The following is a 22,100-nucleotide window of genomic DNA, read 5'->3' as shown; positions in this document are numbered from 1 at the left end:
GTTCCCCGCGCCGGACCGATCCGGCTGCCATCATGGGGTCGCATGGGCCCTGAGGAGCTGCTCGCGTACGACCGGGAGCACATCTGGCACCCGTACGCCCCCATGCCGGCGACCACGCCGGTGCATCCGGTCGTCTCGGCGAAGGGCGTCCGGCTGACACTCGCGGACGGCCGCGAGCTGGTCGACGGGATGTCGTCGTGGTGGGCGGCGATCCACGGGTACGCCCACCCCGTCCTCGACGCGGCCCTCACCCGGCAGCTCGGCGCGATGGCCCACGTGATGTTCGGCGGCCTCACCCACCCTCCCGCCGTACGCCTCGCGGAGCTGCTGGTCGACTGCACGCCGGACCCGCTCACGAAGGTGTTCTTCGCCGACTCCGGCTCGGTGTCCGTCGAGGTCGCGATCAAGATGGCCCTGCAGTACCAGCGGTCGCGGGGCCGTACGGGCAAGACCCGGCTGTGCACCGTGCGCGGCGGGTACCACGGCGACACCTTCGGCGCGATGGCCGTCTGCGACCCGGTCGGCGGCATGCACCACCTGTTCACGGACCTGCTGCCCGCGCACGTCTTCGCGCCCATGCCCCCGGCCCCGTACGAGACCGCGTACACGGCCACGTACCCCGCGGAGCTGGAGAGCGTCGTCGCCGCCCACGCCCACGAGCTGGCCGCCATCATCGTCGAACCGGTCGTCCAGGGGGCGGGCGGTATGCGGTTCTACGACCCGGCGTACGTCCGCCTGCTGCGCGAGCTCGCCGACCGGCACGACGTGCTGCTGATCCTCGACGAGATCGCCACCGGGTTCGGCCGCACCGGCACGCTGTTCGCCTGCGAGCGGGCCGGGATCAGCCCGGACATCATGTGCGTGGGCAAGGCCCTCACCGGCGGCTACCTGACCATGGCCGCCACCCTGTGCACCGACCGGGTGGCCCGCGGCATCAGTGACGGCGAGGCCGGCGTGCTGATGCACGGCCCGACGTACATGGCCAATCCGCTCGCGTGCGCCGTCGCCATCGCCTCCATCGAGCTGCTGCGGGAGCGCGACTGGCGGGCCGAGGTGGCCGGGATCGCGAAGCTGCTCACGGCCGGTCTGGAGCCGGCCTGGGACCTGCCCGGGATCGTCGACGTCCGGGTGCTCGGCGCGATCGGCGTGATCGAGCTGGCCGGCCCCGTCGACATCGGCACCGTGCAGGACGCCGTCATGGCGGAGGGCGTGTGGCTCCGGCCGTTCCGCAATCTGATCTACACGATGCCGCCGTACGTCTGCGCGCCCGACGACGTCGACCGGATCACCCGCGCGATGCTCGCCGGAGCGCGCGCGGCCACCCGTTGATCATCAACGGCGTCGCGGTGGCATAGCCGCGAACGTCCGGAGGCGTCTTACGAGGACGACGCACTTCGGAGGTGGACATGGTCGCCGTGACCCCCGCTGCCCAGGACGGGCCGCGCCCAGACGCATCGAACCCCACCGAGGCGGAGCCCGATAGGCCCGGGACCTTTCGTGGTCTCCTCGACCTGATCATGGTGGTCCTCGGCCGCGAGCCCGACCTGCACTCCGGTGACGACGGGCACGCCCTCGACGAGGAGGACGAACCGGACGCCCTCTGACCGCCGATCTTTTCCGATGCCCGATTCCGCTCGGCGGGCATAGCCGCCGCGTCCCGGAGGCGTCTAAGGAGATCGACGCACTTCGGAGGTGACGATGGACGCCGCAGCGGAGCGACGTTTCCACGAGTTCGTGGTGGCGCGATCACCGGCGCTGATGCGCCTCGCCTACCTGCTCACCGGCGGTGATCAGCAGGCGGCCGAGGACCTGCTCCAGGTCGCGCTCGCGAAGACGGCGGCCCGCTGGCGCACGATCGACGACCCTGACGCCTACGTGCGGCGCGTGATGTACCACCAGCAGGTCAGCTGGTGGCGGCTCCGCTGGCCGCGCCGCGAGACGCAGGTGGCGACCCTTCCGGAGACCGCCCGGGACGACGACACCGCCGCCGTCGACCTGAGGCTCACCGTACGGCGGGCGATGGCGCGGCTCACCGCCCGGCAGCGCGCGGTCCTCATCCTCCGCTTCTTCGAGGACCTGTCCGAGTCCGAGGTGGCCCGGATCCTCGACTGCAGCGTCGGCACCGTGCGCAGCACGACGCACCGGTCCCTGGCCCGCCTGCGCCGGCTCGCCCCCGAACTGGCCACGGTCGACACCATGACGGAGGTCACCCAGTGAAGCTCGAGACGCTGATCCGACGGTCCTTGACGGAATGGTCGGCCGAGGCCACGGTGCCGGCCGGGCTGGCCGAGCGGGCGCTGCGCCGCCGCGTCCGGCGGCGCGTCCGCGCGGTCGCGCTCGCGACCGGCGCGGCGGCGGCGGTCGCGGCGGTCGCGGTGACGGCCGACCTCGACCGGAACCCCACGTCACCGCCGGCGTCGCGCCCGACGCCGGCGGACACCAGCCTGCACGCCGACCCGGCGCACTCCCCGCCCGTACGGCTCGTCGCCGCCGGCCGGATCGCGATGTCCGCCTACTACGTGACGCATCGGGCGAAGAACGGTGTGACGGTCTCGTCGCAGCGCACCTGGTACGTGTACGACCCGGCGTCCGACCGGTACCGGGAGACGTCGTGGGCGTACCTGGCCGTCGCACCGGGCCTGCGGCAGGCGGCCGTGCTCGAAGGGCCGCTGCCGGCCGCGCGGGTCGGCCTGCTGGACACGCGCACGCGGAAGGTGACCCGCTGGATCCCGCTCGACCGCCGGGCCGGCGGCCTGGCCTGGTCCGCGGACGGGCGGCGGCTCCTCGTGACGGCGTACGGCCAGAACCCCGACCTGCCCACCGGCCCGAGGTCCAGCACACGGATCGGCTTCTACGTCGTCGACGCGAAGACCGGTCGTCCGGGTCCCTTCCGCGCCCTCCCGCCGGACACCGACAACTTCAACACCCGGCAGGATCTCGGCTGGAGCCGGACGGGCGCGCTGATCTGGTCGCCGACCGGCACGGTACCCACGAGGACCTTCTACGACCTGCAGGGGAGACCGCAGGCGACACTGCCGCACGAGGCGGACAGCTACCAGGAGGCCGGGCTGTCGGCGGACGGCCGGTACATCGCCATGGGCAATCCCGGTTCCGGCCCCGGTCCCCTCACCGCCGTGAAGGACGTCACGACCGGGCGTACGGCCGGCCTCCAGCCCGTCGAGCAGTTGCGCGCGTGGGCCGACGACGGCCACCTGATCGCGCTGGCCTGCCAGCCGAAGGGGTGCACGGGCAAGGGCGAGTTCTACAACCGGCTGGTCCTGGTGAGCGTCGACGGCAAGGAGATCACGCCCCTCACCGGCTACCAGCACTCGGACCGTTCCGGCTCCTGGATACCGGTCTTCACGCCCCGCTGACCGGCCTTCACTCCTCGGCCAGGATCCTCTCGGAGTCCTCGACCAGGCCGCGCAGCCGGTCACTGGCCCGTTCGAGCGCGGTGAGCACGATCTCGCGCTCCTCGTCGTCCGCCGGGCCCAGTGTCTCCTCGGCGAGCTCGGCCCAGGCCCGCTCGATCGCCGGCACGAGCCGGTGACCGGCGTCCGTCACCACGATGCGGACCTGCCGGCGGTCGGCGGGTACGGGCTCCCGCCGGAACCAGCCCCCGCCCTCCAGCCGGGCGAGGCTGCGGGTGACGGTGGGCGGCTCGATGCCGAGCCGGGCGGCGAGCTGGGAAACGGTGATGCCGTCGCGCTCCTGCGCAAGGATCCACAGCAGGACGTCCTGGCCGGGATGCAGGCCGAGCGCCGCCAGCTTGCGGGCCTTGGCGGCGCGGTAGAGCTTGCCGAGCTTGTTCAGCGCGCGGTTGACGCGCATCGCCTCGCCGGAATCCACGAGCATCATCCTATGAATATATAGTCGGCTAATAGATAGCCGACTATATAACTGGAGCGTTCATGGATCTCGGACTCACCGGCCGCGTCGTCCTGGTCACGGGCGCGTCCGGCGACATCGGCGGCGCGATCGCCCGGGCGTACGCGGCCGAGGGCGCCCTGGTCGCCGCGGCCTGGCACGGGAATGAGAAGCGGGCGCACGACCTCGTCGACTCGGTCGCCGAGACGGGCGGCCGGGGCATGACGGTGCGGATCGATCAGCGCGACCCCGCCTCGATCGACGCGGCGGTGCACGCGGTCCGGCGCGAACTCGGCGACATCGCGGTCCTGGTCGCGAACGCCGTCGCCTGGCCGTCGAGGACCCCGGACACCTGGGAGACGATGACGGACGGATTCACGGCGAACGTCATCGGCACCGTCGCGCTGATCGACGCCGTGCTGCCCGCCATGCGGAGCGCCGGCTGGGGCCGGCTGGTCCTGATCTCCTCGGACGTCGTCGACCAGCCCATGCCCGCCGCGGTGACCTACCCCGCGGCCAAGGGCGCGCTGGAGACGGCCGCCACCGTGCTCGCCGCCCGCGAGGCCCGGCACGGCATCCTGACGAACGTCGTACGACCCGGGTTCACGCTGACCGAGCGGGCCTTGACCTTCCCCGGCTTCGGGCAGGAGGTGGTCGACGCCGAGGCCGCCAAGACGCCCACCGGCCGTATCTGCACGCCCGAGGACGTCGCCTCAGCGGTCGCCTACCTCGGTTCCGCCGCGAACGGCCATATCAACGGCGAGATCCTCTCCGTCGCGGGCGGCCGCCACCTCACGCGGTAGGAGACGGCCGGCGGCGCCCGCCGGTCGCCGCCTCACGCGCTGGAGCCCTCGACGGGGTCCGTGACGCTCGAAGGGGTGCCCGCCCACAGGCGATAGCAGAGGGCCGACAGGGCGTAGCCGATGCCGATGAGGGCCAGGACACCGTAGGACTTGCCGTCGGCGGGGAGGAGGGCGGCGGCGACGGCGAAGCCGGCCACGTACATCCCGTTGAAGATCATGTCGTAGAGGGCGAACACCCTGCCGCGGAAGGCGTCGGCCACGGTCGTCTGGACGATCGTGTCCACGCAGAGCTTCACGCCCTGGGCGACCAGGCCGAGCACGAAGGCGCCCAGGACGAACGGCACCGGCGAGAACGGCGCGGCGAGGACGACCTCGGCGACGGCGGCGAACGCCAGCTGGATCGTGATCCACGCCTCCTTGCGGATCCGCTCGGTGACGAGCGGGGTGGTCACGGCCGCCAGGAAGTAGCCGATCCCGGACACGACGAGGACGACCGCGAAGCCGCCGAGACCGGCCTCCGCGCTGCCGGCGAAGTAGTTGCGGAACAGCAGCACCGTCATGATCGTGGTGATGCCGTACAGGAACCGGTGGGCGCCGATCGCGCCGAGCGCCGCCGCGGCCGGCCGCCGGTCCCGGATGTGCCGGGCACCGTCGAGCAGGCCGTGCAGGACCTGACCGAGCGCCTCGCGAGTGTCGGCCCGCGCCTCGCCGCGGTCCGGGCCGAGCAGGTCGCGGCCCATGCGGGTGGCGATGAGCGCGGTGGCGACGTAAAGGACGGCGGAGGCCGACAGGACGGCGGCGGTGCCGGAGTGGCCCGCGCCGAACAGGACCCGCAGGACGTACCCGACGCCGGCGCCGGCGAAGGTCATCATCGTCCCGGAGGTGACCGACACGGCGTTGGCGGTGATGAGCTCCTCCGCCCCGACCACGCGGGGCAGCGCCGCCGACAGCGCGGACAGGAAGAAGCGGTTCACCGCGAACACGGCGAGCGCGGCGAGGAAGAACGGGATGCCGTCGTTCCCGCGGGCCAGCAGCAGTGCGGTCACGGCGACGGCGACGGCCCGGATCAGCGGGGCGTGGACGAGGATCTGCCGGCGCCGCCACCGGTCGATGAAGACGCCGGCGAACGGGCCGAGCACGGAGTACGGGAGGAGCAGCACCGCGGCCGTGGCCGCGGCCTCCGTGGCGGTGGCCTGCTGCTCGGGAGAGAACAGGACGTAGCCCGCGAGGCCGACCTGGAACACGCCGTCGGACAGGGCCGAGACGACCCGCGTCGCGAACAGGCGGCGGAAGTCCTGACCCCGGATGACCAGGCGGAGGTCGGCGGCGTAGGACACCGCCCAAGCGTAGGACAGCGAAAACGGCCGGCCGCCCCCGGGGGGACGACCGGCCGTTCGGACCGCCGGAGCTCCGTCAGTCGACCCGGACGCGCGGGTCGAGGAAGGAGTAGCCGATGTCGACGATCAGGTTCGCGACGACCACGAACAGCGCCGTCAGCAGCGTCACGCCCAGGATGACCGGGGTGTCGCCCTTGACGATCGAGTTGTAGACGAGCTGACCGATGCCCTGCAGACCGAACACCTTCTCGGTCACGATCGTGGAGCCGATCAGCGCGCCGATGTCGACGCCGAACTGGGTGACGATCGGCGTCAGCGCCGCCCGCAGGCCGTGGCGGTAGATGACCCGCCGCTCGGACAGGCCCTTGGCCCGCGCGGTCCGGATGTAGTCCTCACCGAGGACGTCCATCATCGAACCGCGGGTGAGCCGCGTGTACGTCGCCACCAGCATGAACGCGAGCCCGAGCCACGGCAGGATCATCCGCTGCAGGAACAGGTTCGGGTCGTCGAACGGCGAGACGTACTGTCCCGTCTGGAACCAGGTGATGCCGATCTCGTGGATGAACAGGAACGGCAGGAGCAGCGCCATCAGGAACGGCGGGATGGACAGGCCCAGCAGGACGAACCCCGTCGAGGAGCGGTCGAGCAGGCTGCGGGCCCTGGTGGCGCTGAGCACGCCGGTCGTGACGCCTCCGACGAACCAGAGGACCGCCGCGCCGCCGACCAGCCAGAGGGTGGCGGGCAGCCGATCCGCGATGATCGAGGAGACCTTCGCCTGGGTGACGTAGGAGTAGCCCAGGTCACCGGTGAAGGTGTCCTTCAGGAAGCTCCAGTACTGGACGAGGAACGGCCGGTCCAGACCGAGGTTGTGCCGGATCAGGGCGACCGTGGCGGCGGACGCCCGCGGCCCTGCGATCATCTTCTCGACCGGGGTCGGGGAGATGTGCAGCAGGCAGAAGACGGACGTCGTCACCAGCCACAGGACGAGGATCCCGAAGAGCAGCCGCCGGATGATGAATCGAAACATCGTCAGGTCCTACTTTCGGGTGATGAGTCGCTCGCTGCGCGGATCGAACGCGTCGCGGATGCCGTCGCCGAGCAGGTTGAACGCCAGGGTCGTCAGGAGCAGCAGGCCGCCGGGCACGAACAGGAGCCACAGCGAGCTCCGGTAGTCGGCATCGTTGAGCATGCTCCCCCAGCTGGGCATCGGCGGCTGGATGCCGACCCCGAGGAAGGACAGCGTCGCCTCGAACACGATGGAGGTCGGAACGAGCAGCGAGGCGAGCACCGTGACGGGCGCGACGAGGTTCGGCAGGATGTCCACGAACATGATCCGCACTCGGCCGGCACCGAGGGACCGGGCCGCCTCGATGAACTCCTTCTCCTTCAGCGAGATGACCTGGCCGCGGACGATGCGGGCCATCGCGGCGAACGAGAAGATCGCGATCACGGTGATGGTCAGCAGCAGGCTGAGCCAGGTGGAGTGCGGCCGGAACGTCGTGGCGATGACGATCGCGACCAGCAGGTACGGGAAGGACAGCACGACGTCCATGAACCGCGCCAGGATGGCGTCCACGGCCCCGCCGATGTAGCCGGCGAGGACGCCGACCGTCACCCCGATGACGGTGGCGAGGATGGACGCCGCGATCCCGACGAACAGCGAGATCCGCGCGCCGTACGCCGCCCGGACGAGCACGTCACGGCCGAGCGGGTCGGCGCCGAGCCAGAAGTCCTTGCTCGGCCCCTTGGGCAGGCCCCAGGAGTCGCGGGCGAGGTCGGGGTACTGCGCTCCGTACGGGTGGCCCGTCCACGAGGCGAACAGCGGCGCGCCGATCGCGAAGAGGATGATCAGGACGAGCACGACGACGGACGCGACCGCCATCTTGTCGTGCATCAGCCGCGCCATGGCGAGCCGGAACGGGCTGCGCCCCTGGATTTTCCGGCCGCTGGGCTCCTCGTCGGCCGGAATGGCGTCGGCGGCGAGCTCCGTGAGACTCATTCGGACACCCCCAGAGTGGGCTCGGTGGACTCCTGGGCGATGCCGGCCCGCGCCCTGGCGAGGTGCTCACCGAGCTGCACGGGGAAGTGGCACGCGGTCAGATGGTCGGCGTCGTCGCCCTCACGCACGATCAGCTCCGGCTCTTCGGTGGAGCAGATCGGCTGCGCCTTCGGGCAGCGCGGGTGGAACCGGCACGCGGACGGCGGCTTGATCGGCGACGGGACGTCACCGGTCAGGATGATCCGCTCACGCTTCGCCGCCTCGTCCGGGTCGGCGACGGAGGCCGCCGACAGCAGGGCGTTGGTGTACGGGTGGCGGGGCTTGGCGTACAGCTCCTCGGACTCGGCGTTCTCAGTGATCTTGCCGAGGTACATGACCGCGACCCGGTCGGAGACGTACTCCACCACCGACAGGTCGTGCGCGATGAAGATGTAGGTGAGCCCGAGCTCGTCCTGCAGGTCCTTCAGCAGGTTGATCACCTGGGCCTGGATGGACACGTCCAGCGCCGAGACGGGCTCGTCGCAGACGATCAGCTTCGGCTTGAGCGCGAGGGCACGTGCGACGCCGATGCGCTGCCGCTGACCGCCGGAGAACTCCGCCGGGAACCGGTTGTAGTGCTCGGGGTTGAGGCCGACGAGCTCCATCAGCTCCTGGACGCGCCGCTTGCGCTCGGCGCCGTCCGCGATGCCGTGGATGTCGAACGGGTCGCCGATGATCGCCCCGACCCGGCGGCGCGGGTTCAGCGAGCCGTACGGGTCCTGGAAGATCATCTGCACGTCACGCCGGAACGCCTTGTCCGGCGACGAGCCGATCTCCTTGCCCTCGAAGAGGATGCGCCCCTTCGTCAGCGGGTGCAGACCGGTGATGCAGCGGGCCAGCGTCGACTTGCCGCAGCCGCTCTCCCCGACGATGCCGAGGGTCTCGCCGCGGCGTACCTCGAGGTTGACGCCGTCGACGGCGTGGACCCGCGCCACCTCGTGCTTGAAGATGATCCCCTGCTTGATGGGGAAGTGCTTGTAGGCGTCCTCGACCTTGACGAGGACGTCTCCGCTGACGTCGCTCACGCGCCCACCTCCGTACGGCCCTCTGCCACGGCGTTCTCGCGCAGCTGCTCGGCCTCGGGGCCGAGGCCGCGCGCCTCCTTGGGAAGCCAGCAGGCGGACCCGTGGCCCGCGGCCACCTCTCGCAACGGTGGCTCGTTCACCCGGCACGTGTCCATGACGTACGGGCAACGAGGATGGAACGAACACCCGGATGGCGGGCTGATGAGGCTCGGCGGCTGCCCGGCGATGGGGATCAGCCGCCCGCCGCGGCCACCGGCTCCGCTCGGGATCGAGCGGAGCAGACCGGCGCTGTACGGGTGGTGCGACCCGTAGTACAGCGACCGGCGATCGGTGTGCTCGACCGGCTTGCCGGCGTACATCACGAGGACGTCGTCGGCCAGGTCGGCGATGACCCCGAGGTCGTGCGTGATCATGATGAGAGCGGTGTCGAACTCGCGCTGCAGGCGCAGCATGAGGTCCAGGATCTGGGCCTGCACGGTCGCGTCGAGGGCGGTGGTCGGCTCGTCGGCGATGATGAGCTTCGGGTTCAGCGCGAGCGCCATGGCGATCATCGCGCGCTGGCGCATACCCCCGGAGAACTGGTGAGGGTAGTCGTCCACCCGCCGGTCCGGCTGCGGGATGCCGACCATGCCGAGGAGTTCGACCGCGCGCTTGCGCGCCTCGGCCTTGGAGACGTTCGGCTCGTGCGCGCGGATCATCTCGACGATCTGCCAGCCCACCTTGTACAGCGGGTGCAGGCTGGACAGCGGGTCCTGGAAGATCATGGAGATCTGCGGGCCGCGGATCCGGCGGAGCTGGTCGGGGTTCATCGTGAGCAGGTCCTGGCCTTCGAAGAGGGCCTGGCCGCTGACCTTCGCACCCGGAGTGAGGCCCATGAGGGTCTGGGTGCTGACGCTCTTGCCGGAGCCGGATTCGCCGACGATGCCGAGCGTCTTGCCGCGGTCGATGCTGAAGGTCATTCCGCGAACCGCTTGTACGACGCCGTCCGAGGTGTTGAAGGAGACCTTTAGGTCTGTGACCTCGAGAAGGCTCATGTCCTCCCCTTCGAGAACTGAGTTAGGGGTTACGCGCCAGGGCGAGTTCCATCGAAGATTACCCAGGGTGAGTGTGTGATAGGGACATCGTCCCGGCATGATGACGGCCGGGCACGCCTCGTGCGGGGCGCACCCGGCCGTCTCATTGGGGTTTGGGTTACTTCTTGGCCAGCCAGACCAGGCTGTAGTCGTAGGTCTGGAAGGCGGGCAGGAACAGCGTGTTGCGGACCCGCGCCGACTGGTAGGTCGAGTACTTCTGCGTGATCAGCGGAACGATGGCGGCATCGTCCATGACCAGCTTGTTGACCTGCGCCCACGCGGTCTGCGCGTCGGCCTGGGTCTGCGCCTGGTTCGCCTGGTCGATCAGCTTGTTGACCTGGTCGTTGTTGTAACCGCCGTAGTCCGGGGAGTTCGGGCCGTACTGGCGGCCGTCGAACAGCGGCTGCAGGCCGGAACGGCCGTTGTTGCCGTACCAGTCCGGGCCCCAGCCCGGAGCGGCGATGTCCCACTTACCGGCCTTGGCGTCCGCCGGCGTGACCAGCGTGGTGCCGTAGAAGTTGCCGTTGGTGTCCGGCGACATCTGGACGGTGATCCCGCAGGCCTGCAGGTTCGCCTGGATCGACTGCGCGTTGCGCGGGTGGTTGCTGTTGGTCCGGTACGGGAACTTCAGCGTGAGCCCGTTCGGGTAGCCGGCGGCCGAGAGCATCTGCTTGCACTTGGCCGGGTCACCCGAGTCGTTGTTGGTCGGGTACGGGTTGTAGTTCGGGTCGTAGCCGACGTTGCCCGGGGCGACCGCGGAACGCACCGGCTGGGCCACGTTGACGCCGCCGTAGTTCTTGGCGATCGCGACCTTGTCGATCGCGTACTCGATCGCCTGCCGGACGGCCTTCTTGCCCAGCGCGCCCTTGTTGTTGGGGCTCAGGGTGTTGAAGACGATGTACGGGTTGACGCCCGGGTTGTCCTGCAGACGGAACCGCTTGTCCTTGGACTGCGCGAGGCGCGGGATCGCGGAGGTCGGCACCGGCTGGTCCCACGCGAGGTCCGCCGTGCCCTGCTCCAGCTGCTGCTCGACCTGGTCCGGGGAGTCCTGGCCGAGGTCGACCTCGATGCGGTCGACGTACGCCTTGCGAAGCTTGTCCGAGGCGGCGTCCCAGTTCGGGTTGCGGTCCAGGATGAACTTCTTGTCGCTGTACGACGTCATCTGGTACGGACCGTCGGAGACCGTGTGCGAACGGAACTCCGGGCTGTCCGGGATGTAGTTGTCGTACTCCTTCGGCGCCGCGGACGCGAAGGACATGCCGATGATGTTCAGGAAGTCACCGGCCGGCTGCTTCAGCTTGACGACCAGGGTCTTGTCGTCCTTGGCCATGTAGCCGGGGATGTCGTGGCTCTCCTGGTAGTTCCCCATCGCGCTGGCGGACTTGGCGTCGACCTTGCCGTAGCCCTTGCAGAAGTCGGCCATGCCGACGATGAGGTCCGTGTAGTACGGCGCGCCGGCGGGGCTCGCCGGGTTGCACGTCCGCTTCAGACCGCGCACGAAGTCGGCCGCCGTGACCGGGCGGGCCGGGTTCGTGTTCCACTTCAGACCGTCACGCAGCTTGATCGTGTAGGTCTTGCCGTCCGCGCTGATGCCGCCGTTCTCCTTGGTCGGGAGCTCGGCCGCGGCGTCCGGGTAGTTCGGGATGGTCTCGTTGAAGTTGTTCGAGGCCTTGTTCGTGAAGAGCGTGAGCGCCCAGTTCCGGGAGAAGCCCTGGTTGACCGTGCTGTAGGCGCTCGCGGGGTCGATGTGGTCCGGCACCGACGAACCCGCGATCTTCAGGGTCCCGCCCTTTTGGGGCGTTCCCTCATCGGAGCTACCGCCCTTGCCTCCACCGCCGCAGGCGGCGAGGGCGACGGCGAGCGTGCCGATGGCGGCCGCTGCCTTCAACCCCGTCTTCTCGACTGACATGAACGCCCTCCATCCGGCCTCACGGCCGTGTTGCGCTAGTTGTGATGCGTTTGTTCGCAGGCGTGTCGGGTTCTCGACACGTCCCCGTGGGAGAACACCTTCGTGTCCTGGTCGCTGTCCAGCTCAGATCGGTAAAGATTCGGACGAGTTACTTAACTGTGCAGTAGGTGAGACAACCTCGTGATGAGACCATCACTTGGTGTGATACGGGCATCGCGGCACGTATCCCGTGAAGCCCAGCCGGCGTCACCTTCCCGCCACTCGTGATCTCTTCCTTTTCCCTCGCCGGAGGCGACCCGACCGGCCCTGGGCGGGGGCCTTTCGTCCGCCTGCAGCCCAGCCTCGCACCGGGGAGTCCCCGCGGCACATGACCGAGCCGACGTAACAGTATGTGCTTACCGTAACCACGACGAAATCCGGGGCCTCGCTCTGAGCAGGCCAAAAGGTGAGGGGTCCGCGCGCCGCAGCGCACGGACCCCTCACCTGAACACCGACCGGCTCACCTCATCAGATGAGCCGCGTAGCGGTTCTCAGCGCTCGACGTCACCGCGGATGAAGGACTCCACGGCCTCGCGGGCCTGGTCGTCGCTGTACTGCACCGGCGGGGACTTCATGAAGTAGGAGCTCGCCGACAGGATCGGGCCGCCGATGCCGCGGTCCTTGGCGATCTTGGCGGCGCGGACCGCGTCGATGATGACGCCGGCGGAGTTCGGGGAGTCCCAGACCTCGAGCTTGTACTCGAGGTTCAGCGGGGTGTCACCGAAGGAACGGCCCTCCAGGCGGACGTAGGCCCACTTGCGGTCGTCGAGCCACGGCACGTGGTCGGACGGGCCGATGTGGACGTCGGCCTTCGCCATCTCGTGCGGGATCTGCGAGGTGACCGACTGCGTCTTGGAGATCTTCTTCGACTGGAGGCGCTTGCGCTCCAGCATGTTCATGAAGTCCATGTTGCCGCCGAAGTTGAGCTGGTACGTGCGCAGCAGCTCGACCCCGCGGTCCTCGAACAGCTTGGCCATCACGCGGTGGGTGATGGTGGCGCCGACCTGGGACTTGATGTCGTCACCGACGATGGGGACACCGGCGTCGGTGAACTTCTGCGCCCACTCCGGGTCGCTGGCGATGAAGACCGGCAGGGCGTTCACGAAGGCCACGCCGGCGTCGATGGCGCACTGGGCGTAGAAGCGGTCCGCCTCCTCCGAGCCCACCGGCAGGTAGGAGACGAGAACGTCGGCCTGGGTGTCCTTGAGCACCTGGACGACGTCGACCGGCTGCTCGTCCGACTCCTCGATGATCTCGCGGTAGTACTCGCCGAGACCGTCGAAGGTGTGGCCGCGCTGCACGGTGACGCCGGACGGCGGCACGTCGCAGATCTTGATGGTGTTGTTCTCGCTGGCGACGATCGCCTCGGACAGGTCGCGGCCGACCTTCTTGGCGTCGACGTCGAAGGCGGCCACGAACTCGAGGTCACCGACGTGGTACTCACCGAACTGAACGTGCATCAGACCAGGGACACGAGTTTCGGGCGAGGCGTCCTTGTAGTACTCGACTCCCTGGACGAGCGAGCTCGCGCAGTTGCCGACTCCGACGATGGCTACGCGCACTGAACCCATCCGGATGCTCCTTTGCTGTGTTGTGCGGGGGGACGCCTTGCGCCCTCAGCCGTTGTTCTCATCTGCTTGCTGCGCGCGTTCGCGTCCGATGAGCTCGTTGAGCCACCGGACCTCGCGCTCGACCGACTCCAACCCGTGCTGCTGGAGCTCGAGCGTGTAGTTGTCGACACGCTCGCGCGTGCGGGCCAGTGCGGCGCGCACGCCCTCCAGCCGCTCCTCGAGCCGGCTGCGCCGGCCTTCGAGGATCCGCAGCCGTACGTCGGCGCGGGTGTGGGCGAAGAAGGCGAAATGTACTCCGAACCCTTCGTCCTCCCAGGACGCGGGTCCGGCCTCGGAGAGGAGTTCCTGGAGGCGCTCCTTCCCCTCGGCCGTGAGCTTGTAGACGATCTTCGAGCGCCGGGTGCCCGCCGGGCGTGCCGGGACGGGCTCCTGGTCGTCCTCCGTGATCAACCCGTGCTCGAGGAGGTCCTTGAGGCAGGGGTAGAGCGATCCGTATGAGAACGCGCGGAACATGCCGAGCAGGGTGTTCAGCCGCTTGCGCAACTCGTACCCGTGCATGGGGGACTCGTGGAGCAGCCCGAGTACGGCGAGCTCCAGCACGCCGGCCTTGCTCCTCATGGTCCCTCCCCTCGACCGCTCGACTCGATGTATCGCTCGAATGTATCGACTCGATACATCAGGAAGATACGGTCCTCCCTCCCCGCATGGCAAGCCGGGGCGTGAAAGGACCGTGAAATGACGGCCGGGTTCAGGCCGTGTTCAGGAAGGACGCACGCAGGGTGCCTGGAATGTCACGAATTGAGGATTGCGGGTCGTCGTAGTCTGCAGACATGTGGTCCCAGCGACTGGTCGTCGACTACGGGCTCGCCCGGCGGGCCACGTTGGCCGAGCTGTCATCCGGCGGCCTGACCGTCGCGGACGCCTGCGACGCACACCCGTACCTGCTGCGAGCCGCGAAGTATCATGGCGAGCCCACCGACCAGCCCTGCCCCGTCTGCCGGAAGGAGCGGCTTACCCATGTCACGTACGTGTACGGCGACGAGCTGGGCCGCTACGCCGGACGGGTCAAGGCGACGGACGAACTCCAGGAGATGGCCCGGGAATTCGGTGAATTCCGGGTCTATGTGGTGGAAGTGTGTCAAGGTTGTTCCTGGAACTACCTGACGCTGTCCTACGTCCTTGGCTACGGAGAAACAGCTCCTGACCAGGGCCGTAGCGTCCGAGAGTAGCCGCGCGCGAGCACGGTGTACCCGGCAGGCGGTCCCCGCTCACTTGCCTACACAGTACTGTCGGACGGATTGAAAAGCCGTACCCGAGTGAACGAGGTCGCGTGAGTTACAGCAGCGATTACGGGCCAGAGTACGGTCGATCGGGGTCTGCTGGACCTGCCCCGACCCGGCCGCAGCCGCAGGTCGACGGGTCTCACCTCCCTGCGCTCCCCACCCGGCCCCATCCTGGTGGCCCCGGTGGTCCCGGTCGTCCGGGCGGGCCCGGAGGTCCTGGTGGCCCCGGAGGCTCGGGTGGCGGCGGCGGACCGGGTCGCCGGCGGCCCGGGGACGGTGACGGCACGCGGCGCGCATCCGGCAAGAAGGCCAAGCGCAAGGGCTGGCGGCGCCTCCTGTCGTGGAAGCTGTGGGTCGGCGTCTTCGGCATCGGCACGCTCGTGGCCATCTGCGGGGTCGGCGTCGCGTACGCGATGGTCAAGGTGCCGAAAATCAACTCGGACGTCCAGGAGCAGGGCACCACGATCTACTGGGGCGGGAGCGCGAAGAACCCCGAGGTCCTCGGGCGGATCGGCGCATCGCGTCAGATCCTGCCCAGCCTGTCGAAGGTGAGCAAGCCCATGCAGGCGGCCGTGCTGGCCGCCGAGGATCGCAAGTTCTATCACGAGGCGGCGATCTCTCCGACGGGCATCGCCCGCGCGTTCTACAACGACCTCAAGGGCGGCGACACGCAGGGCGGCTCGACGATCACCCAGCAGTACGTCAAGAACGCCTACCTGTCGCAGAACCGCACGTTCACCAGGAAGTTCAAAGAGATCTTCATTGCGGTCAAGGTCAACAAGCAGACCAGCAAGGACGAGATCCTGCTGAACTACCTGAACACCATCTACTTCGGCGCGCCGACGAAGGACATGACCGGCGCGTACAGCGTCGAGACGGCGGCGCGCATCTGGTTCGGCCACAGCGCGGCAGAGCTCACCGTCCCCGAGGCCGCGATCCTCGCCTCCAACATCAAGCAGCCCGGGTACTACACGCCCGCGAGCAAGGGGCAGGAGCGGATCGACACCATGGAGCGCTACAACTGGGTGCTCCAGGGCATGCACACGATGGGCAACCTGTCCGACGCCGACCTGGCCAAATACCAGAACCACCTGCCCAAGGTGAAGAGGTCCAAGAGCAGTTCCTACCGCGGTCAGAACGGCTACCTCCTGCAGCGGATCACCAACGTCCTGCGGAACTCCATGGGCTTCACCGACACGGAGCTCAACACCAAGGGCCTGAAGATCTACACCACCTGGCGCAAGGATCTCCAGGACAAGGCCGTGGCGGCGGTCGAGCCCAAGCTCAAGGGCCTGCCCAGCGACACGCGAGTCGGCCTGGTGACCATCGATCCGAACAACGGGGAGGTCCTGGCGGCGTACGGCGGCAAGGACTACCTGAAACGGCAGCAGGATGACGCCTTCTACTCGACCGTCCAGGTGGGCTCCTCCTTCAAGCCGTACGTTCTCGCGACCGCCCTCGACAACGGCATCGGGCTGAAAAGTATGTTCGACGCCCGGGCGCCGCAGTACTTCACGACCGACGGTGAGAGCGTCCCCAAGGGCACACCGGGCGCGATGACCGTCGTGAACGACGAGGGCAACACCAACGAGGTCGTCGACCTCATCAAGGCGACGCAGATGTCGTACAACACGGTGTACGTGCCCCTCGGTTTCAAGGCGGGTTCGCAGAAGGTGTTCGACCTCGCGGAGAAGGCCGGGCTGCCCGGCGACAGCATGAAGCACCAACTGAACCAGGGTGGTTTCTTCCTCGGCCAGGCCGACATGAGCCCGCTGGCCCAGGCCGGCGGCTACGCGACGATCGCCAACGACGGCGAGTACATCCGGCCGCACATCATCAAGAAGGTGCTCGATTCAAAGAACGCTCCCTACAAGCCGGAGAAATGGGAGCATTACGTCACCAAGCACGAGGCGTTCTCCAAGGACGTCGCCCGGGACACGCAGTACGCCATGCAGGCGGTCGTGAGGTCCCCGGGCACGGGCTACCGCGCGGCGCTGCCGGGCCGGGAGGTCGCCGGTAAGACCGGTACGACCAGCAAGAACATGGCGGCCTGGTTCGTCGGGTTCACCCCGAAGCAGTACGTCACGTCGGTCGCCATGTGGCGGTACCGCGACAAGCAGCACAAGTTCCTCCCGCTGCAGAACATCGGCGGCCTGGGGCACGTCAACGGTGGTGACTTCCCGGCCGAGATCTGGCACGACTTCATGAGCGCGGCCCTCGCGAACAAGCCGGTCACGCACTTCGAAGGGCCGGTCTACGGGGGCAACACTCAGAAGTTCGCGACGCCGAGCCCGACCATGACGACGCCGTCGGCATCGCCGACGCCGACGTGCCAGGAGGGCGAGGTCCCGGCGATCGACCACTGCAAGCCGGGCAAGACGCCGAACCCGGGCGACACGGGGCAGTGCCAGCAACACCCGAGACTCCCGCAGTGTCGCAACCATTCGCCCAGCTCGAACCCGACCACCTCGTGCAGGCCGCCGATCAGCTTCAACTGCAGTTCGCAGTCGACGGACCCGGGCGGTCCTCCCGGTAAGCACGGCAACGGCGGCACGACCGTGCAGGACCAGGCCGCACGGCCGCTGAAGGAATAGCCTGCCGACATGCCGGAGTCACAGATGATCGATGGGGCCGGGGGAGTCGCGGACTCCCCCGGCCCCGCCGGTGCCCTCATGGGCCTCCGGCAGCTGCTGCCGCTGCTCGTGTCCACGACCGCGGCCGTCTCGGTCCTGGGCTACCTGCAGAAGGTGCCGTGCAAGCAGGTGGGGTTCGACTTCATCCCCACGGTGCGCAACGCCTGTTACACCGACATCTATCCGCTGTACTTCGGGCGGGGCCTGGCCGACGGCAAGGTCCCGTACCTCGACAAGATCCCCGAACCGGTCGAGTACCCCGTGCTCACCGGTGGGTTCATGCAGGTCGCCGCGACGGCGGCGCGCTGGTTCGGCGGTGACGACGCCGTCTCGCGCGGCATGTGGTTCTTCAACCTGACCGCCGTGGTCCTCGTGCTGTGCGCGGCGGTCACCGTGCTGGCGACGGCGCTCGTCGCCGGGGGACAGAGCCGCCGGGTCGGGATGATGGTCGCGGCGTCGCCCGCGCTGCTCCTCACCGCGTACATCAACTGGGACCTGCTCGCCGTCGCCCTGTCCGCGCTGGCGCTCGCGGCCTGGGCCCGCCGCCGCCCCGGCGTCGCGGGCGCCCTGCTCGGCCTCGCGGTCGCGGCGAAGTTCTACCCCCTCGTCTTCCTCGGCCCGCTGTTCCTGCTGTGCCTGCGCACGGGCCGGTGGCGGGAGTTCGGCCGGCTGCTGGCCGGCACCGTCGTCGCCTGGCTGGTCGTCAACGTGCCGATCGCGCTGGCGGCGTGGGACAGCTGGAGCCGGTTCTACACGTTCAACCAGGAACGCCCGGTCGACTGGGGCTCGATCTTCTTCCTGGCCGAGCGCAAGGGCCTGTCGTCCGTCGACAAGGTGCCCACCCTGAACCTCATGGGCGAGACCGGGTTCGTGATCCTCGCGCTGGGCATCGCGCTGCTCGTGCTGCTCGCCCCGCGACGGCCACGGCTGCCGCAGGTGCTGTTCCTGACGCTCGCGGCCTTCCTGCTGACCAACAAGGTCTGGTCGCCGCAGTACGTCCTGTGGCTGCTGCCCCTGGCGGCGCTCGCCCGGCCGAAGCTGCCGGCCTTCCTGCTGTGGCAGGCGGGAGAGATCGTCTACTTCTTCGGCATCTGGTGGTACCTCATGTCCGGTGCCAAGCAGCACCCCGGCGTGGGGCTGTCCGCCACCCTGTCCGCGATCTTCGCCGGGCACGCCCCCGCGGCGGGCATCAGCGACGGCGTGTACTTCATCGCCCTGCTGGCCCGCTTCCTGACGGTGCTGCTGCTGGCCATGCTCGTCGTGGTCGACATCCTGGTGCCCCGGCTCGACGCCGTACGGGCCGACGGCGCCGACGACCCGGCCGGCGGCGTCCTCGACGACGCAGAAGACCGTTTCGTCCTGGCGCGCCGCCGCGCGCCGCGGCCCGCGTGAGCCATGGCCACGGAAGATCGCTCGGACGGCGTCGGCGCGGAGCGGCTCCGCCCCGGCGACCGGCTCGCGCTGGGCGCCTGGTTCGGCACGCGGGCGGCCGTGCTGGGGATCTCACTCCTCGCCTCGGCGCTGTGGTCGTACGGTGACCTGCACGACTCCTTCCTGAACCGCTGGACCCAGTGGGACGTCGACCACTTCGTCGAGATCGCCCGGTACGGCTACCGCGGCGACCCCTCCCACCCGCCGGACCCCGGCCTGCCGGCGTTCTTCCCCGGCCTGCCCGTCGCGCTCCGGATCCTCCATCCGCTGATCCCGAACTGGCAGTTGTCGGCGCTGCTGGTCAGCCTCGTGGCCGGCGCGGTGGCGATGGTCGCGCTGGCCAGGCTCGGCGATGAGCCCGCGGGCACGGTGCCCGGCGCGCACGCCGGCCACCCCAGGCTAGGCGCGCACGGGATCACCGGCGCCGCCGGACCGCGCGCGGTGCTCGCGCTGCTCGTCAGCCCGTACGCCGTGTTCCTGTTCGCCGGCTACTCCGAGAGCCTGTTCCTGGCGTTCGCGCTGCCGGCCTGGCTGCTGGCCCGGCAGCGGCGGTGGGAGGCCGCCGCCCTGTGCGCCGCGGGCGCGTCCTGTGTGCGGGTCACCGGGCTGTTCCTCGCCGTCGCGCTGATCGTGGAGTTCGTGACGGCGGACCGGCGGTGGCGGTCGGCGCCGTGGCTGGCCGTGCCGTTCCTGCCGGTGCTGGGCTACATCCTGTACCTGTGGCGGCGCACGGGCGACTGGTCGGCGTGGCAGCACGCACAGGAGGCGGGCTGGGGCCGCTCGACCGTCTGGCCGTGGAAGTCCTTCGAGACGACGTGGCACGCGGCCTTCGGCACGCACGACCAGTTCACGACGGCCTTTCGCGTCGAGCTGATCGCGGCCGCCGTCGGCGTGGCGCTGACCTGCTGGCTGCTGTGGCGACGGCAGTGGGCGGAGAGCGTGTACGTCGGGCTGCCGTTGCTCTCGCTGCTGACCTCGGCGTACTACCTGTCGATCGGCCGGGCGACGCTGCTGTGGTGGCCGCTGTGGCTGCTGATCGGCCGGAGCCGGCGGCCCGCGTACCTCTTCCTGATCGCCCTCTTCATCCCCCTGATGGTCGCCGAAGTGGTGACCTACAACTCCGGAGGATGGGCGGGCTGAGGCCGGACGGGTGTACGCGGGATCCTCGAAGGTAGAACAGCGAGCGACAGACGGACCTGCGGGACGAGGGTGACGAATGATCGCGGAGATCCTGACCGGGCGCCGGCCGCCGGGCGTGTACACCTGGCCCGTCGACCGTAAGGAGGCGGCGCGCGGCGCCGCCGAGGCCGAGCGCGCCGGCCGGCGGGTGTTCTGGCTCGACGTCCACGACGTGCGCGACAAGCGGGGGCTCCTCGCGCGGTGCGCCGAGGAGTTCGTCCTGCCGTCGTACTTCGGGCACAACTGGGACGCACTCCAGGACAGCCTGCGTGATCTGTCCTGGGCGCCGGCGAACTGCGGCTACCTGGTCCTGTACGAGCACTGGCGGGACCTGGCCGGCGCCGACCCCGCGACCCACCACACGCTGCTGGAGGTGTTCAGCGCCGCGGTCGAGCACTGGCGGGACACCACGACGCCGCTGTCCGTCCTCATCCTCATGACGGAGGAGGACCGGGAGCACGGGCCCGTGGGGCTCCCGGACGTCTGAGTCGCGTCCGCCGCTTTCCACAGGCTGTGGACATCCGGGAGCCCGCCGCCCGCTGGAATTCCGGGTTCACCACGGCACGAAATCGTCCACAGCCTGTGGATAACTTTTGGATCAGAGGTGCTCGCGGAGCCAGGCGATGTCGGCGGCCTGCCCGTCGCCGGGCGTCTCCACGATCACCGGCGCCCCGGCCGCCCGTACGACCGCCAGGATCTGCTCCGGGTCGATATGGCCGTCGCCGAGGTTGGCGTGCCGGTCCGCGCCGGAACCGAAGGCGTCGCGGCTGTCGTTGCAGTGCACGAGGTCGATCCGGCCGGTGATGGCCTTGACGCGCTCGACCACGTCGACGAGGTCCTCGCCCGCCGCGTGCGCGTGGCAGGTGTCCAGGCAGAATCCGACGTCGAAGCCGTCGAGGGCCTCCCAGAGCCGGGCGATCCGCTCCAGCCTGCGGGCCATGGCGTTGTCGCCGCCCGCGGTGTTCTCGATGAACACGGGGACCGGGCACTCCTCCATCCGCTCGAACACCTTGCGCCAGTTGTCGAAGCCGGTCTGCGGATCGTCGTTCTTCAGCACGTGCCCGCCGTGCACGATCAGACCCTTCGCGCCGATCTTCGCGGCGCCCTCGAGCTGCTGGGTGAGGATCTTGCGGCTCGGGATCCGGATGCGGTTGTTGGACGTCGCGACGTTCACGACGTACGGCGCGTGGATGTACACGTCGACGTCGGAGTCGCGGATCGCCTCGTAGTCCTCGGGCAGGACGGGCGCCTTCCAGCCCTGCGGGTCCCCGAGGAAGAACTGGACCGCCTCGGCCTTCTTCGCCGCCGCGGCGGCGAGCGGGTCCGTGCGGTCGACGTGGGCTCCGATTCGCAGCATGGCGACGAGCCTACGCGCGTGGTCGGACGAGAGAGCCGTGTCCGCGCCGGACCCCGCCGGGGGCCGGCGTGGCGGTGACCGGGTCGGACCGGTCCGGCCGCCGCGCGCCGTCGGTGGCCGGCGTCGTACCGCTCGGCGGGTCAGACCGTGAAGCCGCCATGGGACAGACCCAGGCCGAGCCCGACGAAGGCCATGCCGATGCCCAGGATGTTGAGCCAGCGCTCGGCGGTGGTCGCCGAGACGAGCTGGGAGTACAGGCCGAAGAGGAACGTCACGATTCCCAGGCACACGGCGACGAGGTGCGTCGCGTGGACGGCCCCGAGGACGAAGGTCGCGAGGCCGGCGACCACGGTGACGAGGGCGAGGGAGTTCTCCAAGGGGTGCGTCTGCCGTGCCATGAGCCGACGCGGGATGGCGAGTGGTGACATAACGGTCGGTCACCTCCTCCGAGGGACGATTCTCTCTCAGAGTCGTTCCCCGCCGAGGTGCTGGTCAAGTGCGTCATCGGGGTCTCCGGGGTGGCGAGCGTACTGTCGGTCCCAGGCGGTAGTGTCG

Annotated in this window: 21 protein-coding genes; 10 read left to right on the top strand and 11 right to left on the bottom strand. The window is 69.4% G+C overall.

Features of this window, described 5'->3' with window-relative positions:
* The first annotated feature begins 42 nt into the window (after positions 1-42).
* The 4 genes from NE234_RS17150 to NE234_RS17135 all read left to right on the top strand — a co-directional run bounded on the left by NE234_RS17150 (position 43) and on the right by NE234_RS17135 (position 3,374).
* Positions 43-1,329, top strand: coding sequence for an adenosylmethionine--8-amino-7-oxononanoate transaminase (locus NE234_RS17150; protein WP_252781288.1), 1,287 nt, complete (start codon positions 43-45; stop codon positions 1,327-1,329).
* 77 nt (positions 1,330-1,406) lie between these two features.
* A complete protein-coding gene (locus tag NE234_RS17145) occupies positions 1,407-1,604 on the top strand; it encodes a hypothetical protein (RefSeq protein ID WP_252781287.1) in 198 nt (65 codons plus the stop codon).
* A gap of 94 nt (positions 1,605-1,698) precedes the next feature.
* Positions 1,699-2,217: a SigE family RNA polymerase sigma factor gene (locus NE234_RS17140; protein WP_252781286.1), complete on the top strand. Its 519-nt coding sequence runs from the start codon at positions 1,699-1,701 to the stop codon at positions 2,215-2,217.
* Positions 2,218-2,243: 26 nt separating this feature from the next.
* Complete coding sequence (locus NE234_RS17135; RefSeq protein ID WP_252781285.1) at positions 2,244-3,374, top strand: YncE family protein; 1,131 nt, start codon at positions 2,244-2,246, stop codon at positions 3,372-3,374.
* A 7-nt stretch (positions 3,375-3,381) separates the two neighbouring features.
* Here the strand turns inward: NE234_RS17135 and NE234_RS17130 are convergent, their stop codons facing one another.
* Positions 3,382-3,858, bottom strand: coding sequence for a MarR family winged helix-turn-helix transcriptional regulator (locus tag NE234_RS17130; RefSeq protein WP_252781284.1), 477 nt, complete (start codon positions 3,856-3,858; stop codon positions 3,382-3,384).
* A 53-nt stretch (positions 3,859-3,911) separates the two neighbouring features.
* Between NE234_RS17130 and NE234_RS17125 the strand changes: the two genes are divergently transcribed.
* Complete coding sequence (locus tag NE234_RS17125) at positions 3,912-4,670, top strand: SDR family NAD(P)-dependent oxidoreductase (protein ID WP_252781283.1); 759 nt, start codon at positions 3,912-3,914, stop codon at positions 4,668-4,670.
* Positions 4,671-4,702: 32 nt separating this feature from the next.
* Here the strand turns inward: NE234_RS17125 and NE234_RS17120 are convergent, their stop codons facing one another.
* The 8 genes from NE234_RS17120 to NE234_RS17085 form a co-directional block, all read right to left on the bottom strand.
* Positions 4,703-6,007, bottom strand: a complete 1,305-nt coding sequence (locus NE234_RS17120; RefSeq protein WP_252781282.1) for an MFS transporter — start codon at positions 6,005-6,007, stop codon at positions 4,703-4,705.
* 76 nt (positions 6,008-6,083) lie between these two features.
* Positions 6,084-7,034: an ABC transporter permease gene (locus tag NE234_RS17115; protein WP_252781281.1), complete on the bottom strand. Its 951-nt coding sequence runs from the start codon at positions 7,032-7,034 to the stop codon at positions 6,084-6,086.
* Between the two features lie 9 nt (positions 7,035-7,043).
* Complete coding sequence (locus NE234_RS17110) at positions 7,044-8,006, bottom strand: ABC transporter permease (protein WP_252781280.1); 963 nt, start codon at positions 8,004-8,006, stop codon at positions 7,044-7,046.
* Positions 8,003-9,070 (bottom strand): ABC transporter ATP-binding protein, encoded by a 1,068-nt coding sequence (locus NE234_RS17105; RefSeq protein ID WP_308206897.1) that lies wholly within the window; start codon positions 9,068-9,070, stop codon positions 8,003-8,005. The genes NE234_RS17110 and NE234_RS17105 overlap by 4 nt, the downstream gene beginning before the upstream one ends.
* Positions 9,067-10,104, bottom strand: a complete 1,038-nt coding sequence (locus NE234_RS17100; RefSeq protein ID WP_252781279.1) for an ABC transporter ATP-binding protein — start codon at positions 10,102-10,104, stop codon at positions 9,067-9,069. The genes NE234_RS17105 and NE234_RS17100 overlap by 4 nt, the downstream gene beginning before the upstream one ends.
* A 157-nt stretch (positions 10,105-10,261) precedes the next feature.
* The gene (locus NE234_RS17095) at positions 10,262-12,052 is read right to left on the bottom strand and encodes an ABC transporter substrate-binding protein (RefSeq protein ID WP_252781278.1); all 1,791 of its coding nucleotides are present in this window, start codon (positions 12,050-12,052) and stop codon (positions 10,262-10,264) included.
* A gap of 530 nt (positions 12,053-12,582) precedes the next feature.
* Entirely contained in the window at positions 12,583-13,662 is a 1,080-nt protein-coding gene (locus NE234_RS17090) for an inositol-3-phosphate synthase (protein ID WP_252781277.1), read from the bottom strand.
* A 45-nt stretch (positions 13,663-13,707) separates the two neighbouring features.
* Positions 13,708-14,280, bottom strand: coding sequence for a PadR family transcriptional regulator (locus NE234_RS17085; protein WP_252781276.1), 573 nt, complete (start codon positions 14,278-14,280; stop codon positions 13,708-13,710).
* A 212-nt stretch (positions 14,281-14,492) separates the two neighbouring features.
* On the opposite strand from NE234_RS17085, the gene NE234_RS17080 reads away from it, so the two are divergent.
* From NE234_RS17080 to NE234_RS17060, 5 genes are all read left to right on the top strand, one after another.
* Positions 14,493-14,891 (top strand): DUF5318 family protein, encoded by a 399-nt coding sequence (locus NE234_RS17080; protein ID WP_252781275.1) that lies wholly within the window; start codon positions 14,493-14,495, stop codon positions 14,889-14,891.
* Positions 14,892-15,325: 434 nt separating this feature from the next.
* A complete protein-coding gene (locus NE234_RS17075) occupies positions 15,326-17,539 on the top strand; it encodes a transglycosylase domain-containing protein (RefSeq protein ID WP_252781274.1) in 2,214 nt (737 codons plus the stop codon).
* Positions 17,540-17,548: 9 nt separating this feature from the next.
* On the top strand, positions 17,549-18,970 hold the full coding sequence (locus tag NE234_RS17070; RefSeq protein WP_252781273.1) for a glycosyltransferase family 87 protein: 1,422 nt from the start codon (positions 17,549-17,551) through the stop codon (positions 18,968-18,970).
* Between the two features lie 3 nt (positions 18,971-18,973).
* Entirely contained in the window at positions 18,974-20,149 is a 1,176-nt protein-coding gene (locus NE234_RS17065) for a mannosyltransferase family protein (RefSeq protein ID WP_252781272.1), read from the top strand.
* 76 nt (positions 20,150-20,225) lie between these two features.
* Positions 20,226-20,675 carry a barstar family protein gene (locus NE234_RS17060; protein WP_252781271.1) on the top strand — a complete coding sequence of 150 codons (450 nt, stop codon included), beginning with the start codon at positions 20,226-20,228 and terminating at the stop codon, positions 20,673-20,675.
* Between the two features lie 111 nt (positions 20,676-20,786).
* Here NE234_RS17060 and NE234_RS17055 read toward each other — a convergent pair whose 3' ends face one another.
* The gene (locus NE234_RS17055; RefSeq protein WP_252781270.1) at positions 20,787-21,545 is read right to left on the bottom strand and encodes a deoxyribonuclease IV; all 759 of its coding nucleotides are present in this window, start codon (positions 21,543-21,545) and stop codon (positions 20,787-20,789) included.
* A 140-nt stretch (positions 21,546-21,685) separates the two neighbouring features.
* Entirely contained in the window at positions 21,686-21,943 is a 258-nt protein-coding gene (locus NE234_RS17050; RefSeq protein WP_252781269.1) for a hypothetical protein, read from the bottom strand.
* Between the last annotated feature and the right edge of the window lie 157 nt (positions 21,944-22,100).

The sequence above is a fragment of the Actinoallomurus rhizosphaericola genome (assembly GCF_024055675.1).
GTDB classification, from domain to species: domain Bacteria; phylum Actinomycetota; class Actinomycetes; order Streptosporangiales; family Streptosporangiaceae; genus Actinoallomurus; species Actinoallomurus soli.
The sequence above is the reverse complement of the archived record's forward strand: the minus strand, read 5'-3'. Positions and strand labels throughout refer to the sequence as shown.